The following is a 15,309-nucleotide window of genomic DNA, read 5'->3' on the forward strand; positions in this document are numbered from 1 at the left end:
ACTTCTCTCGGAAAGGACAACCTTGCTTGTTAAAAAGCGTAAAATCCTTTTGTGATTGTAGGGCTGAAGTAGCAAAATCAAACGATAATAATATATACAGTCAGTCCATTTTCTAAATCCATCACTTCGGTTTTATTCTTTTCAGTTTTTGTCCATTTTACAGAACCACATTTCTAGTCTAACCCTTTAAAAAACCACTTACCATCAATGGCAAGTGGTTCTTTTTCTTCTATTAAATTGCTGTCGTAACAGCTTTTTCTTCGTCTACTTTCACGATCCAACCAAATTTATCTTCTACTTTTCCTTTTTGGATTCCTGTTAGCGTTTCGTAAAGTTTGCCGGCGATTTCACCTGTTTGTCCGCCACCAATGGTAAGTTTTTCGTTATTCCAGAATAGTTCTCCGACTGGTGAAATGACCGCTGCAGTACCCGTTCCGAATGCTTCTTCTAGCGTGCCATTTTTTTGCGCTTCATAGATCTCATCGATTGAGATACGACGCTCAGATAAAGGAATACCCCAGTCTTTAATGAGTTCAATAACAGAGTTTCTTGTTACGCCTTCTAAAATGCTTCCGTTCAATTCAGGTGTAACGACTTCACCGTTAATTTTAAAGAAAATATTCATGCTTCCTACTTCTTCAACATATTTATTTTCCTTGCCATCTAACCAAAGTACTTGTGAATATCCTTCCTGTTCTGCTACTTCTTGTGCTTTTAGGCTAGCAGCATAGTTTCCTCCTGTTTTGGCATTACCCGTTCCACCTTTGACTGCACGAACATATTCGCTTTGGACAGCGATTTTCACTGGGTTAATTCCTTCTTTATAATAGGCACCGACTGGTGACATGATAATAATAAATTTGTATTGATGTGATGGAGCAACGCCTAAATAAGGTTCTGTAGAAATAATAAATGGACGAATATATAGCGATGTTCCTTCTACATTTGGAACCCAATCACGATCAACTGCAATTAATTGTCTTAATGCTTGAACAGCAAGTTCTTCGTCAATTGGCGGAATACAGAGTCTGTTGTTCGATTTGTTCAGTCTCTCCATATTTTTATATGGTCTGAACATGAGCACTTCCTGATCTTCAGATAAATATGCCTTTAATCCTTCGAAAACACTTTGGCCATAATGAAATACCATTGCAGACGGGTCAATTTGTAATGGCTCATAAGGGACAATACGTCCATCATGCCACCCCTTGTCTGCATGATAGTCCATTACAAACATATGATCTGTAAAGTTCCTACCGAAAATCAACTGATCAAATGCCGGTTTTTCTTTTTTGGTTGCACGTCTTTGGATTTCAAACTGATAATCATTCATTTCTACTCTACTCCCTGTCTAAGATCAATTTAAAGTGCCGTTAAACATCTTTACTCTTTTTCTTGTGGTATTATGCACCATTGTAAACGAAATACTTTGATGATTAAACTACTCCTTCGCAATTTATACGATATTAAGAATTTATTACTTTAATACATAAAATCAATATAACATTTCCTTAATAAAGTACATTGATTGTTTAAAATATTATGAACCCTATTTTTGGTATTGTCAACACAGTTTCTGAAACTTTTCTATTATTCTTACAAATTTATAATTTCCCTATAAATACAGGATTTTACTAGCTTTTTATTGAAATGATTTGCATGAAATATTATGCAAAAAAAGGTTTGTTTTTTTAGATAATTAGTCAAGAAATACAAAAAATACTCGTGACTTCCTGCTCGTCACGAGTATTCATTAATGAAACCAGCCTTTGTTTTTTGACTCTGTGATGGCTTCGATTCTGTTTGTTACTTCTAACTTCTCCAATATAGCTGATATATAATTACGAACTGTACCAACTTTAATCGTTAATATAGAGGCAATTTCTTTAGTGCTTTTTCCCTCTGCCATTAATTCAAGTACCGCTTTCTCACGTTCTGTTAAGGGATTTTCTTCTCGGTAGACATCATCCATCAGTTCCGGGGCAAAAATTCTTTTGCCTGCCATGACATTACGAATCGAATCAGCTAACTCTTCACTCGGGCTATCTTTTAATAAATAGCCCCGTACCCCTGCTTTTATCGCTCGTTGAAAATATCCAGATCTTGCAAAAGTGGTTAAAATAATAACCTTTATGCCCCTGTTTTTAATTGCTTCAGCTGCTTCTAACCCTGTTTTTAAAGGCATTTCAATGTCCATAATACAAATATCGGGACTTAGTTCTTGCACTAATGTAACGGCCTCTTCTCCATTGGAGGCTTGACCAACGACTTGCATATCATCCTCAAGGTTCAGTAACGAACCGAGTGCGCCTAACATCATTCTTTGGTCTTCTGCAATGACAATTCGAATCATGCCAAATCTCCTCCTTCAACTTGTTTAACGACAAGTGGAACAATAATTGAAATTGTCGTACCCTCGTCACAACTGATGTCCAAATGGCCATTTACAAATTCTAATCTTTCTTTCATGCCATTAATCCCATTACCATAGCTTTTTTTCTCACTATTCGTAATGCCTATTCCATTATCCTTTACTGTAACGACTAATTCTTTATTTCGTTCTTCTATTGCTACCGAACATTTTGTCGCTCGACTATGTTTGACTACATTTGTAACCGCTTCTTTTAAGCACATACTAATAATATTTTCTATAAAAATGGAAGTGTAAGCTTCTTTTAATGGTTCATTGATTTCCATATCCATTTGCGCTGCTTGTAAAATTTCCTTTATACGAACGACTTCTTCCTGCAATCGTATTCCTCTCATTTGCGATACCATTTTCCGTACTTCATTCAATGCTGTACGGGCTGTTTGCTGAACATCTTTTAATTCAACTTTTGCTTGTTCTGGATCTTTTTGAATTAACTTTCTCGCCAGGTCACTCTTTAATCCTATTAGTGAGAGTTTTTGACCAAGTGTATCATGTAAGTCACGCGCAATTCTTTGACGTTCTTCTTGTTTAACAAGGTCGGCAATTCTTTGGTTCGCGTATTCTAATTGTTTCTCTAGCCTCTCTTGTTTTCTTTTATTATAGATATTAAAAGGCAACAATATCATACTCACTAAAATAATAATCACAAATGGAATTTGACTTAAAAACATGTCACTTTTAACAACGATATTGTAATTAATGGCTACAGTCGTTGAAACAATGTGAATGATATAAACAATAAAAAACGCCACTCTATTTCTTATATATCCATTATAATAAGCGATGAAAAAAGCAAAATACACATACTGATAAATAATTAACATGGTCATTGAAACTGCAATCAATAAAAGAGACCATATATAAACTGGCCATTTATTAGATATGAAGGCAAAACGAAAAGTGATAAAAAAGACGACCGTTAATATGATACCAACAATAATCTCCCAAGTCGTTGAAGATTGAAAGATAAAATAAAAAGGGAGAATCGTCAGGATAATCCATATGTATGGTGTCATCCCAGAGCTTTTTAATTTATATAAAAGTGGATATGACATTATAAACCTCCGCTTCAATGTAGAAATAGAAAACTCCTTTGTTTCTTTCATACAAAGGAGTTTCTTAACAGTATTATAGCAGATTATTATTAAGATACCGGTACTTTTCGGTATTGTTTTACTGCACGGTAGCCGACAAATATTTTCTTCTCTTCATCCCAAAGCTTAAAGCGAAGAGATTCTAGGCTTGTTGCTAGTGAAATGGTCGGTACATTTTGTAATTGCTCACTGTTAGTATGTGCTTTCTCTAATTCGTAATTTGGGACTCTTGGAGCTAGATGGTGTACATGATGGTAACCAATATTTCCTGTCATCCATTGCAGTGGTTTTGGCAATTTGTAAAATGAACTGCCTTCAATTGCTGCACTCACATATTCCCACTCTTTATCTGGCTCAAAATAAGAATCTTCAAATGTATGCTGGACATAGAATAACCAAATACCAGCTGCACCAGAAATCAGGAAAATCGGGGTTTGCACAAGTAGGAATGCTTCCCAGCCGATGAGATAACACATGAAAGCATATAAAGTAACAATTCCTACATTGGTTAAATACGTATTTAATCTCTCTGGTAAACGAGCACCCTTTCGATTAAAACGATTTTTAAATAAAAATGTGTAAATCGGACCTAATCCAAACATAATGATTGGATTACGGTAAAGTCGATAACCAACCTTCGTTAAAAAAGAGGCATCCATATATTCTTTAACAGTCAATAACCATATATCTCCTGTCCCACGCTTGTCCAAGTTACTGCTTGTTGCATGATGAACGGAATGATCATGTGCCCAAGCGCTATATGGAAAAATCGTAATAATCCCAGCAATCGTTCCCACAATTTTATTCGCTTTGCGGCTTTTAAAGAATGAATTGTGACAGCAATCATGAAAGATGATAAATATACGTATTAAAAAGCCCGCCGCTAAAACAGATAAAGCTAATGTCAATAAATAATGAATGGAAAGTGAAAAATAAGCAAGTGTCCATAAACCAAAAAATGGTACAAGCGTATTGATTAATTGATATATACTTTTGTTACGATTCGCCTTTTCAAATGGCAGCATTTGTTTTCTCAATGTTTTCAAACGTTCTTTTGTCATATTGTAAGTTCCTTTCCTTCAATATAATTTAATAATAAAGACGTCTGAAAATACTGTGAAGACATAGGTGTCATCACGCAACCATGATAAATGTCATGTATCCATTAAGACCAACTACTAATATCAGCCTTCAAGCTCAATTATTAGGTCAAATAAAACTTTATATATAAGTGAAAAAGCTTCGCCTATCTTCATATCTTCAGAAAATCCTTCAATATAATCTAACGTAAAGTTAATTTCCCATAAGCCATCTTTTTGATTAAACATAGGGCTCAGTCGCGCTTCATCACTTGTGAAGATTGACATAAAATAGGCTTTAATTTCTTTTTCCTTTTTCTTAGGCTGCTTTAAACCAATCAAGCAATCATAAGTACGGAATAAATCATCTACTTCAAAAGAAAGTGATTCAACATTTAGTTGATCGAACCATACGGATTCAACATAGACGAATTCATTGATATGTTGCTTAAAATAAGTGATCGGCTGCTCAAAAAATTCACTGGCCGATTCTGTCCCAAGAAAGTTTTCTGTTTCTTTATCGCCTCTTTCAATATAACTATCAAAAAAGCGCTTTTTAGTGTCGAGGACATTTACCTCTTTTTCATCTATTATCTCCTGCTTTTTAGCGTAGTTTAATTCTTCAATAAATAGTAATTCCCCATTATCTTTTGCTTGTTTGATTCTTTCGACTAACTGTTCTTTAAACATTATTCGCACCTCTTTGTCTTTCATTGCAAGTTTTTCTCCTTTACATTCTACACAACTCTCTATCATGCTTTCAACAATGGAAAATCAATATAGACGAACATCCACTATCAATGGGCCCAATAAAGGCCATCTTAGCCTTTCAATCCGTTTAGCTTGCAGGATGGTCATAAAATTTATCTTAAAATCTTTACTTCTTTCATAAGTATAAAATAGGCTGCAATTGATTCATGAAGGTTCGTGAATGCATAAACTATAAATTAAAAATGTGGTGATGACTTTGCAAATACTTCCTTTTCAAAATTTAAAAGAGAAAAACTTAACATTTGAAGATGTCTTTGAGCGCATTCTTCACTTCATGTACATCCAACCGAGAGGAAATTATAAACTGATTGTTGGAACAGACTCTCAAGTACATCCTGCCCATACTTTATTTATCACTGGTATAGTGATTCAAAATGCAGGAAAAGGAGCGTGGGCTTGTATTAGAAAATGTTCCGTCCCACGAAAGATGCTTCATCTACATGAAAGAATTTCTTTTGAAACTTCTTTAACTGAAGAGATTGTTGCATTATTTGATGAAGAGAAGAAAAACCAGATGATTGATATTGTCTTACCATTTATTTACCAAGGTGCAAGTTTTACGATGGAAGGCCATTTAGATATTGGTGCCGGCTCTCGTAATAAAACGAAGGAATATGTAGCTGAAATGGTCGCAAGAATGGAATCCATTGGTGTGGAAGCCAAAATAAAACCAGAGGCATATGTCGCCTCTAGTTATGCAAATAAATTCACAAAATAAATTACTGATGCAGTGAATACTGCTGTTCTGCTTTCTCTGCGACTGCATTCGTTAACTCAGTTGTAATTTCGGGAAGAGAGGTTTCTAAAATAGCATTCGCCATTTTTGCCATCATTCCCTCAGCTACAATCTCTAAAAAGCCCGTCATCACTACTTCTTTTTTAGAAGAATTTACACTCGAGAAAAAACCATTGCCCTTAAATTTCTCATTGATACCTGTTAAGTTAAATGTCACTTTATTAGGCGCCTGCCATCTAGTGATATCGACCTGTAGCTCTATCTTTTTTTTCATTAAGCCGACATCTACTTTAAACACCCAGATGGAGCTTTTTTCATTTAATATTTCATGCCTTATATATCCAGGAACAAGTGGTGCCCAATGATTCATATCACTAACAAACTGCCATAGGTGGTCAATTGATACATTTACCTTTTTCTCATGATGAAAGCTTGCCATTATACCTCTCTCCTTCATTCTCGTCTTAGATGCTACTGCCTTATTTCTATTCAAGCAGTAAGGGAAACATGCTATCGAATTTATGATTAACGCATCGTAAACGAAAACAAATTAGAAACTTTAGAGGTAAAAGATGCTTGCTTAAAATTGACATTGCTTCAATTTAATACAACCCATATACCTCTCATGTTTGCCCTTTTAAAGAGCGGAAAAAAAGAGAATAAATTCTTCTAGACATGAGCAATAAATATTTATTTATAGAGGAATAGTAACCAGCTTTCGTTTGACCATGACAAAAAAAGATAAGAGCTTCCCCCTACAAATATTGAAGAAATAATGTGTAGGTTGCTTCACATTCCCTTTATATCTCTAAAAAACTGGTTTGTTAATCATATCAGCCAATAATTTATATGACTTTAGACGATCGTCATAATCATGTGTTATTGTCACGATCATGACTTCATCTATACCGTATTGGTTTGTAAGACTTAACAAGTCTCTCTTGACCTTTTCCGGATTACCAATAATCATTCTTTCTTTCATCTTAGCGACTTTTTCTTGTTTTGCAATGAAATAGGGATGCTTAATTGCTTCCTCTACTGAAGGTACTTCTTGCTTCTCTCCATCATCTGATTGGAGATGCCATAATAATACTGAGGTAGCTATTTCTTCAGCCTTTTCATCTGTTTCAGCACAAATAACAGAGACGGTTAACATCATATTTTGTTGTTCGCTCTTGCGCTTCTCTTTAAAAAGATCAATCGCTTCTTTTCCATTATCATCACTCATAAATTGTCCAAAACAGTAATGTAACCCCTTTTCAGCTGCTAAACTAGCACTTTTATGGCTTGTTCCTAACATCCACACTTCAGGCTTTATTGGGGGGATGGGACTTGCCTTTACTTTACGAAAAAGATGGTCTTCTGGATGATGGTCATTTAAAAAAGCAAGTAGTGTATCAATAGACTGGGGCCACTCTTTGACAGCTTGCAAATAATTCCCTGCTAGTGCAATACTTGCTTCAGCAGATGCACCTGGTGCTCTTCCTATGCCGAGGTCTATACGTCCTGGAAAAAGTGTGCTTAACAAATGAAAGTTCTCTGCCACTTTAAAAGGTTTATAATTCGGTAGTAACAACGCACCCGAGCCAATCCTTATAGTTGACGTTTGTGATGCAATATATGTCATCATAATTTCAGGAGAGGAACTAGCGAGCCCAGGCAAGTCATGATGCTCTGCAATCCAATAGCGGTAATAGCCTAATTCATTCGCTGTTTTCGCTAACTGCAGTGATGCCTCAAGTGCTTCTTTTGCTGTCTTGCCTTTTGCAATTGGTGATTGATCTAAAATACTCAGCTTCACATTACCCCTCCTGTTTACCTCTTATAGTAACGTCTTCTTCTACTCGGTTGATTCTTATGGCAATCATCGCAAATGTTAAAGGCATGATCCCAAGCTAAAGATTTTCCACAACGCTTACATGTTTTTTTCATATTTGCAATATCATCATCTAATCGTTCAAACACATGATTAGATATATCGTCCCTCACTCTTTCCCAATAGATGGCTTCAGTATGTTGACCTAATTTATAGAGAAATAGTAAATGAAGACCTATTGCTTTATATGAATACTCAAGGTCTTCAAGATTACGGTTTCTTAACCTTGGTTCAGGCAGCTCTTCATGATCAATGATACTGTACATCGCCTGCTCCCATTGCCGAATCAAGTCTGCTTCTTTTTTTGAAAAAGGTAGATGTAAGAAACTGTACAAATCTTTTAAAGGCATTCTCGCCTCAATCTCTGTCCCTCTAACCAGTTCATAAAGCTCCCTTTCTTCACTTAATGTTGCTTTCTTAGTTCCCTTTGGACTCTCAAATAAATCCCAGAGTTCAAAAAACTTCCCTAAATCACGATAATACGAAAGAAAGCGATCAAAAATGGCTGAAGTAGGTGCAATAGCAAAACTTTCAATCGGAGCATCTACTTGTGATAATAAACTGCTCATTAACTTAATCCGGTCAAAAAAGGCCACTCTACCTACAGGGTAAATACCTTTTCTCCCCGCTCTCCCAGCAATCTGTTTCACTTCTTGAGATGTCAGTGTGCGACGTTTCGTACCATCAAATTTCTCCGTTTCCAAAAAAACAATCCGTCGTATCGGTAAATTTAATCCCATTCCGATTGCGTCTGTTGAGACAATGACATCAGATTGACCAGCTGTAAAGCGATTAACCTGTTTCTTCCTCGTTTCAGGTGGCATACTGCCATATATCATACTCACTTGATGACCTTTTCTTTGTAACATAGACGCTGTTTCGAGTACCCTTTTACGTGAGAAACAAATCAGCGCGTCACCCTCTTTTACGTTTTTAAGAGTGAACTCTTCACTGTCTACTTCCAAAGGGGCTTCTCGTTTATATCTATGTATTTCAACATTGCTATCTCCAATTAATTGCAACAGCATAGCTTCGGCATTTTTACTCGCAATAATATGCACTTCTCTCGCATTTGCCTTTGTGATTGCCTTAAACCAAGCATAGCCACGGTCCTTATCACTAATCATTTGTGATTCATCTATAACAATGACATCATAATCATCTTTCTCATAAAACATTTCAACCGTACAAGCTAAATGTGTCGCACCTGAGGTTTCTCGTTCTTCTTCTCCAGTTTTTAAAGAACAGGGTGTTCCTTCATTGTTTAGCTTTTCATAGACTTCAAGCGCCAACAAACGTAATGGGGCTAAATATAACCCGGATGGGGCTGCTTTCATTTTCTCTAGTGCTTGGAACGTTTTCCCTGTATTTGTTTCACCAATATGAAGAACAAATTTCTGATAAATATTCTTTCGGCTCTCATAAGCAGAGCCAAAAATATCATTCAACATTTTTTGTTGTTGTTCTTCTTTTTGTATCCGTTCCCGTTCTTCTTGTTTGCGCTTCATTTTTCTTTCTTTCACTTGTATTTCATATAAGCTTCGCTGCTCTTCTAAATCAAAATTCTCATTTGCTATCTTCAATAAATCTTTCACATAATCTTCCATGATTCGGCCTAGTGCATTTGGAATTAAATCTTCCCAATCAATTAGATCTAACAACTTCTCTCCAGTCAAACTATGCTGGAACAAAGATTGATACTTATCAATATGACCTTGACCAAGATGTAATAGAAGCGCTTGTTGTATAAGCGTATGTAAAGTTTCTCCTACCATTTGTTCGTATTCAAAATAGTATGTTTCATACTCAAAATACCATTTATTTTTTATCATCACTTTGTGGAGATTACCTGTAAACTCTTCAAAGAAATCTTCTACACGGGGGTAATCATCAACGATAAATGGCCCCACTTCCACTAAAGGTTCTTCTAAGTAACGTGATTCCGTCTCATGATACTTCACTCTATTTGCTAAATCCGTTTCAAGCTTTAAAGCCAATTTATGTCTTAAAGCTAAAAAGAGATTTTCACTGTTTTTTGACAACCATTGTTCTGCTTCTTCACATAGAAATTCTTGATAGGCGTATCTTTCTTGTTTGATCTGGCGTTCTTTTTCTTCTTGAAGATATCTTTCTCTTGCATAAACATAACGTTTGGCCCACTTTTCAGGTTGATCTGCAAAAATCGAATGTAGCAAACTATTTACATTTAATGGACGGAACTCAATGACTTCTTTCCTAAATGCTTGATTTAACGTTTTCTTATTCATATCTTCAATAACATAGTTTTTTTTCTTTAAATATTCCTTCTTATGAAAACGAGAGAGTTTGTTTGTCGCTTTATTACTCCACACATTTTGCCAAACTTGTGCTAAAAACGGAGCTCGATCTTTGATATATTGTGAAAAACTTAACATTTGTTCATTTGCACCTAAATAATAATCTATATCTTCATAAATTTTCATTTTTGTATATTCAATCGCTTGATGATGGATATCCTCTAATTGCTTCATTCCTTTAACTCCTCTAACAAATACATATTATTCCTATTGTATACGAACTCTTGTCACTTCACTACCATAACATATCGCACTTCCGCGAAAAAATTATTAGAAAATTTAAAAATAAAATTGACAAACACGGATGGCGAGATTATAATTATTTCGAAATCAATTATTTTTAATTTGAGATTTATTAATCAAAGATATATAGGAGGAAAATAAAATGGCTAAAACAAAGTGGACGTTAGACCCAGCACATAGTAGTGTTGATTTTTCTGTTAAACATATGATGATTGCTAATGTAAAGGGATCATTTACAGCGTTTGATGCTGTTATTGAAGCTGATCCTAAAGATTTAACAACAGCGGATATTTCATTAACAATCGACTCAGCTAGTATTGATACCAAAAACGAAGATCGTGATAATCATTTAAAATCACAAGATTTCTTCGATGTTGAAACCTATCCAAAAATTAATTTTAAAGCAACGAATATTGTAAAAAATGGGGAAAATGAATATAGCGTGACAGGTGATCTGACGATTAAAGATACAACAAAACAAGAAACGCTTGCAGTCGAATTTGAAGGAACGGGAATTGATCCATGGGGAAATACAAAAGCTGGATTTAACGTAACTGGATCAATCAGCAGAAATGATTATGGATTAACATGGAACTCTACATTAGAAACGGGTGGCGTTCTTGTCGGAGACAAAATCAAAATTAGTTTAGATGTTCAGGCTAGCAAGGGTGAGTAATTTTTATCTGAATCTTATTTAGAAATAAAGACGATTACAAAAACGCTTGGTGTCCAGCATCCAAGCGTTTTTGTAATGATAGAGCGTAGTTTATTGTTCAGCTAAAATGGTAGCAATTTTATCTTCAATGATTTTCCCCTTTGACCCATCTACCATATTATTCAATATAATAGAAAATACATATCTTTCTCCTGACTTGTTATCCACATAGCCTGAAAGCGAGCTAACAGTTGAAATCGATCCTGTTTTTGCATAAACATGACCCTCAGCTGGAGAGTTTTTCAGTCGATTTCTTAATGTACCCCCTACCATTCTGTCCGCATGACCAGCTACTGGTAATGAATGAAAATACACATCAAACCAAGATTCCTTCTGTACTTCGTATAAGAGTTTGGAAAGCTCATTAGCTGGTAATAAAGTGACATGAGAGATGCCTGATCCGTCTCTTAAAAGCATGGTATCTTGATTGATTCCCCAAGCATTCAATTCATCTGCTAAAACTTCTAATCCTGCATCCCAACTGCCTTCATTTTTAACTACTTTCCCCATTTCTTTGATTAAAATTTCGGCATGTGTATTATTACTCAACTTCATAAAGGGAATGAGCAATTCCTCTAACGGCATGGATTGTTGTTCATACAACACTTCTGTTTGATTAGGTGCGACTCCTACCTTAACGCCACCATGGATTTTAATACCCTCATCTGCTAAAGAATCCTTTAATAACTCTAAAGCATATTGTGTTGGCTCCCATACGGCAATCCACTCTCTACTAGATGTAGCTTCTATAGGAATCGTCCCAGTGATGGTTATCTCATTTGTACCATGTTCTCTTACAATATCAATTTCTTTCTTATCTGATGCACCAACGGTTTTAGCGTTATTGTTGATTTTGACATATCTATTGTTCGGCTGCAGAGTTATTTCTGGCTTTTTCCCCTCTTGTTTACCTGGTTTTACCTCGACAATTACACTTCCAGCATCATAATCTTCATTCGGACTTACAGTCAATGCTGATATTTGCGCACCATAATAATAACTCTCATCTTTCCAGATGATATCTTCTGACAAACGTTCATCATCATACCAACTATCATCTGCAATAAGTTGACCCTTAATCATTTTAATACCTTGTTTTTTTAATGCTTTAGCCATGTTAGTAAAATCTTCTTTCAATAAAGTTGGGTCGCCATACCCCTTTAAATAAATATCCCCATGGTGGACAGAGCCCCGTTGCTGGCCTATCGATAATAATTCTGTTTTAAAGCGATAATCTTCACCTAATACTGACAGTGCTACTGCTGCTGTTAATAGTTTCATATTAGAAGCTGGTCGTAATCTAGTATCAGCTATATGTTCATAAACAATCTTCCCTTCTTCTGCGCTCCTCACGCTAACACCAGCAAGAGCTCCCGCTAACAGTGGATCATTGTTAATAAGTTGATTAAGCTTCTGAACTAACTCATCACCTTCTTCATTAGCCGAAACTTTAGGTTCCACTGCTGATTGAAACGGTGTATAGGCAATTGAAAATAGTAGTACAACCGTCAACAAACTCACTAAAGCTTTTTTCATTTTCCCTCATCCCCTCCTATATTCTTCCTGTCTACATTTCTCCTACATAGATTGACAAAAAACTACATCTATATGTATTGAACTTCGCTTTTTCTTCATTTTTCTCCTTTAAGTGAATGGATGTGTTTTTCCTTCTGTCCTAAATAGGTAGCAATGACTAGTCAATCATTTCTTTCAGCAAAACTAGGCATACTTAGGGGAAAAAAAGAGGAAAGATAGAGAACAAACCTTGACTGTGTGTTAGTGCTTCACTTGGCGCGGTCATACTGTGAGCGACTCATATCCACTTGATGAGCCTGTATAAAGAAAACACCTTCTTGTTCAAGTAACTCTTTTTGCATATCGGCTTGGTGGCTATCATTTAGTCTAATTTCACCTACTTTATTGACCACTCTATGCCAGGGCAAACCATATTTATGACTCATTGAATGGAGAATGCGAACAACTTGCCTTGCACCACGGGGGCTACCAGCATATGTTGCGATTTGTCCATAGCTCATTACTCTTCCTTTAGGGATTTCTTTAATTATTTTAATCACTGTTGCTGTAAATGGCTGCATATCCTTTCCTCCAAACGCGCTCGTTTTGTTACTAGTATAATAAACTAAAGGATCATAACATAGTCTCAATTCATTCATCATAAAATACATGTAATCAATAAAATAAAAAAACCATGCCTAGAGAAACTTATTAGACAAAAAATAACAAGAACAAATTCAATGAAACAGAATTTGTTCTTGTTTTTAATACAATCAATATATTAACTTTTTACTAATCTATTTTTTACTACTTCAGTTAATACACGGTTTAAATGCTCTGGTACAGTTAAATAAAGTAGACCGTTTCCTTCTAATTTTGGCGAATAGCCCAGCGGAACAGTTCTTCTAATCAATTGCGCATATGACTCAGGCTCTGAGAAATCTCTTTCAAATGTAACTTGAGAAAAATCTTTTATTAACGCCAAAGCCCCTGCGACGTGTGGTGCGGCCATTGATGTACCGCTTAGTTTTGCATATTTACCATTTAAAAAAGTAGATAATATCTCTTCACCAGGAGCGACCAAATCAATTTCGGTATGAGAATTGCTGAAAGGTGATGATTCGCGGTTTAAATTAACAGCACCAACACTAATGACTTCATTATATGAACCTGGATAAGCAAGCTCATCGGTATTATCATCCCCGTCACCTTCATTTCCAGCTGCACAAACAACGAGAATATTTTCTCCGACGGCTTTTTGTATCGCTTCATGTAGTTCTGGAACATCTTCAGGGCCACCTAGTGACATCGATATAATATCTACTTTCTGTTCAACCGCATACAATATTCCATTTATAATCCAATCATATTGACCAGATCCATCTTTGTTCAATACTTTTACAATTAACAAATCTGCTTCCGGGGCTACACCAATTACTCCTGATTCATTAGCAGTAGCAGCAATTGTACCAGCAACATGTGTACCGTGACCATTATGGTCATCTAAGATATCTGGTGAACTCCCATCATCGTCTGTAAAGTTTCTACCACCTATAATTCTCGCTTTTAAATCTGGGTGGTCCATGTCACAACCTGTATCTAATATTGCCACCTTCATGCCTTTTCCTTTCGTCTCTTTCCAAATCTCAGGTGCCTGAATCAATTGTATTCCTTGCGGCGTTTCATTGACATCTGTCACTTGATCATTGACTGTGTAAGGCATTACTCTAACTAATTGCTTCATCCTTTATCCCTCCCTAACATAATCGTGAAAACCATTTGGTCCCTTCAACGCATAGACAAGAGAATTTTGAAGCGATACAAGTTGTATCATTATTATAACAAAAGATTAAATATTCTGAAAGAAATTAGACCTTTTTTTCTCTCGGTCTTTTTTCCTGTTTTTTACTTCCGTAACTTTTCCCTCAATTGTTTATAGATATCTACAATTTCATCTATTTTCATTCTTACAAGCCCGCTTGATGAAGGTGCAACAAAATCAATTACACCTGGTACAACCGATTCGCTCTGAAATCCCCAAGATACCTTCTTTTTCTTACTAAATTCTTGATATACACCTTTCCCTACATAACAGGCCACTTCAGGTTGATATTTTTTTAGTTTTTCTAATAGTTCTAATCTACCTGCTTGATATTCTTCCTTCGTAATATCGCTAGCCGCTTTAGTTGGTCTTGAGACAATATTTGTTAAACCATATCCTAATTGAAGTAATTGATGATTTTCTTCTGGTAAGTAAACCCGTTCAGTCAGCCCAGATTGATAGAGGATTTTCCAAAACCGGTTATGACGGTTGGCATAATGAAATCCAGTTTCTGCAGACTTTACACTCGGGTTAAACCCAATAAATATGACTTTTAAATCCTTTTTAAGATGATCATCTATCGGTTTCATTTATCTTTACTCCTTTTATTTTTTCATACAATAACCATAGCATGTGAATGATCATTTTTGCATTGATAAAATCTACAATATTTTAGACTGGAAGGAAACGA

14 protein-coding genes are annotated in these 15,309 nt (G+C 35.6%); 2 read left to right on the forward strand and 12 right to left on the reverse strand.

The window, feature by feature from the left end; all coding sequences use genetic code 11:
- Positions 1–232 precede the first annotated feature (232 nt).
- The 5 genes from MKX67_RS12270 to MKX67_RS12290 form a co-directional block, all read right to left on the reverse strand.
- On the reverse strand, positions 233–1,333 hold the full coding sequence (locus MKX67_RS12270) for a branched-chain amino acid aminotransferase (RefSeq protein ID WP_095373191.1): 1,101 nt from the start codon (positions 1,331–1,333) through the stop codon (positions 233–235).
- 420 nt (positions 1,334–1,753) lie between these two features.
- The gene (locus tag MKX67_RS12275; protein ID WP_095373190.1) at positions 1,754–2,353 is read right to left on the reverse strand and encodes a response regulator transcription factor; all 600 of its coding nucleotides are present in this window, start codon (positions 2,351–2,353) and stop codon (positions 1,754–1,756) included.
- Positions 2,350–3,486, reverse strand: coding sequence for a sensor histidine kinase (locus tag MKX67_RS12280; protein ID WP_307318477.1), 1,137 nt, complete (start codon positions 3,484–3,486; stop codon positions 2,350–2,352). Before MKX67_RS12280 ends, MKX67_RS12275 begins: the two co-directional genes overlap by 4 nt.
- 89 nt (positions 3,487–3,575) lie before the next feature.
- Positions 3,576–4,586 carry a fatty acid desaturase gene (locus tag MKX67_RS12285; RefSeq protein ID WP_341093978.1) on the reverse strand — a complete coding sequence of 337 codons (1,011 nt, stop codon included), beginning with the start codon at positions 4,584–4,586 and terminating at the stop codon, positions 3,576–3,578.
- A 123-nt stretch (positions 4,587–4,709) separates the two neighbouring features.
- A complete protein-coding gene (locus MKX67_RS12290; RefSeq protein WP_341093983.1) occupies positions 4,710–5,318 on the reverse strand; it encodes a branched-chain amino acid aminotransferase in 609 nt (202 codons plus the stop codon).
- 247 nt (positions 5,319–5,565) lie between these two features.
- Between MKX67_RS12290 and MKX67_RS12295 the strand changes: the two genes are divergently transcribed.
- The gene (locus MKX67_RS12295; RefSeq protein ID WP_095373188.1) at positions 5,566–6,093 is read left to right on the forward strand and encodes a ribonuclease H-like YkuK family protein; all 528 of its coding nucleotides are present in this window, start codon (positions 5,566–5,568) and stop codon (positions 6,091–6,093) included.
- Position 6,094: 1 nt separating this feature from the next.
- Here the strand turns inward: MKX67_RS12295 and MKX67_RS12300 are convergent, their stop codons facing one another.
- The 3 genes from MKX67_RS12300 to MKX67_RS12310 all read right to left on the reverse strand — a co-directional run bounded on the left by MKX67_RS12300 (position 6,095) and on the right by MKX67_RS12310 (position 10,497).
- The gene (locus MKX67_RS12300) at positions 6,095–6,550 is read right to left on the reverse strand and encodes an SRPBCC family protein (RefSeq protein WP_307318471.1); all 456 of its coding nucleotides are present in this window, start codon (positions 6,548–6,550) and stop codon (positions 6,095–6,097) included.
- Between the two features lie 369 nt (positions 6,551–6,919).
- Positions 6,920–7,912, reverse strand: a complete 993-nt coding sequence (locus MKX67_RS12305; RefSeq protein WP_342488255.1) for an LLM class flavin-dependent oxidoreductase — start codon at positions 7,910–7,912, stop codon at positions 6,920–6,922.
- 14 nt (positions 7,913–7,926) lie between these two features.
- Positions 7,927–10,497, reverse strand: coding sequence for a DEAD/DEAH box helicase (locus MKX67_RS12310; RefSeq protein WP_342488256.1), 2,571 nt, complete (start codon positions 10,495–10,497; stop codon positions 7,927–7,929).
- 211 nt (positions 10,498–10,708) lie between these two features.
- Here MKX67_RS12310 and MKX67_RS12315 point away from each other — a divergent pair, with 211 nt between their 5' ends.
- Positions 10,709–11,242 carry a YceI family protein gene (locus MKX67_RS12315; RefSeq protein WP_095373185.1) on the forward strand — a complete coding sequence of 178 codons (534 nt, stop codon included), beginning with the start codon at positions 10,709–10,711 and terminating at the stop codon, positions 11,240–11,242.
- A gap of 90 nt (positions 11,243–11,332) precedes the next feature.
- Here the strand turns inward: MKX67_RS12315 and dacB are convergent, their stop codons facing one another.
- The 4 genes from dacB to mug all read right to left on the reverse strand — a co-directional run bounded on the left by dacB (position 11,333) and on the right by mug (position 15,208).
- Complete coding sequence (gene dacB, locus MKX67_RS12320; protein ID WP_328198080.1) at positions 11,333–12,817, reverse strand: D-alanyl-D-alanine carboxypeptidase/D-alanyl-D-alanine-endopeptidase; 1,485 nt, start codon at positions 12,815–12,817, stop codon at positions 11,333–11,335.
- A 248-nt stretch (positions 12,818–13,065) separates the two neighbouring features.
- Entirely contained in the window at positions 13,066–13,377 is a 312-nt protein-coding gene (locus tag MKX67_RS12325) for an MGMT family protein (RefSeq protein ID WP_095373183.1), read from the reverse strand.
- 200 nt (positions 13,378–13,577) lie between these two features.
- On the reverse strand, positions 13,578–14,540 hold the full coding sequence (locus tag MKX67_RS12330) for a S8 family peptidase (RefSeq protein WP_095373182.1): 963 nt from the start codon (positions 14,538–14,540) through the stop codon (positions 13,578–13,580).
- 161 nt (positions 14,541–14,701) lie between these two features.
- Positions 14,702–15,208, reverse strand: coding sequence for a G/U mismatch-specific DNA glycosylase (gene mug, locus MKX67_RS12335; RefSeq protein WP_328198079.1), 507 nt, complete (start codon positions 15,206–15,208; stop codon positions 14,702–14,704).
- Positions 15,209–15,309 lie beyond the last annotated feature (101 nt).

The sequence above is a fragment of the Cytobacillus sp. FSL W7-1323 genome (assembly GCF_038595015.1).
GTDB classification, from domain to species: domain Bacteria; phylum Bacillota; class Bacilli; order Bacillales; family Cytobacillaceae; genus Cytobacillus; species Cytobacillus kochii.

Excerpts from the sequence above, each read along its gene's own strand:
- MKX67_RS12270 (WP_095373191.1), bottom strand. The coding sequence starts at position 1,333 with ATGAATGATTATCAGTTTGAAATCCAAAGACGTGCAACCAAAAAAGAA.
- MKX67_RS12275 (WP_095373190.1), bottom strand. The coding sequence starts at position 2,353 with ATGATTCGAATTGTCATTGCAGAAGACCAAAGAATGATGTTAGGCGCA.
- MKX67_RS12280 (WP_307318477.1), bottom strand. The coding sequence starts at position 3,486 with ATGTCATATCCACTTTTATATAAATTAAAAAGCTCTGGGATGACACCA.
- MKX67_RS12285 (WP_341093978.1), bottom strand. The coding sequence starts at position 4,586 with ATGACAAAAGAACGTTTGAAAACATTGAGAAAACAAATGCTGCCATTT.
- MKX67_RS12290 (WP_341093983.1), bottom strand. The coding sequence starts at position 5,318 with ATGAAAGACAAAGAGGTGCGAATAATGTTTAAAGAACAGTTAGTCGAA.
- MKX67_RS12295 (WP_095373188.1), top strand. The coding sequence starts at position 5,566 with ATGACTTTGCAAATACTTCCTTTTCAAAATTTAAAAGAGAAAAACTTA.
- MKX67_RS12300 (WP_307318471.1), bottom strand. The coding sequence starts at position 6,550 with ATGGCAAGCTTTCATCATGAGAAAAAGGTAAATGTATCAATTGACCAC.
- MKX67_RS12310 (WP_342488256.1), bottom strand. The coding sequence starts at position 10,497 with ATGAAGCAATTAGAGGATATCCATCATCAAGCGATTGAATATACAAAA.
- MKX67_RS12315 (WP_095373185.1), top strand. The coding sequence starts at position 10,709 with ATGGCTAAAACAAAGTGGACGTTAGACCCAGCACATAGTAGTGTTGAT.
- dacB (WP_328198080.1), bottom strand. The coding sequence starts at position 12,817 with ATGAAAAAAGCTTTAGTGAGTTTGTTGACGGTTGTACTACTATTTTCA.
- MKX67_RS12325 (WP_095373183.1), bottom strand. The coding sequence starts at position 13,377 with ATGCAGCCATTTACAGCAACAGTGATTAAAATAATTAAAGAAATCCCT.
- MKX67_RS12330 (WP_095373182.1), bottom strand. The coding sequence starts at position 14,540 with ATGAAGCAATTAGTTAGAGTAATGCCTTACACAGTCAATGATCAAGTG.
- mug (WP_328198079.1), bottom strand. The coding sequence starts at position 15,208 with ATGAAACCGATAGATGATCATCTTAAAAAGGATTTAAAAGTCATATTT.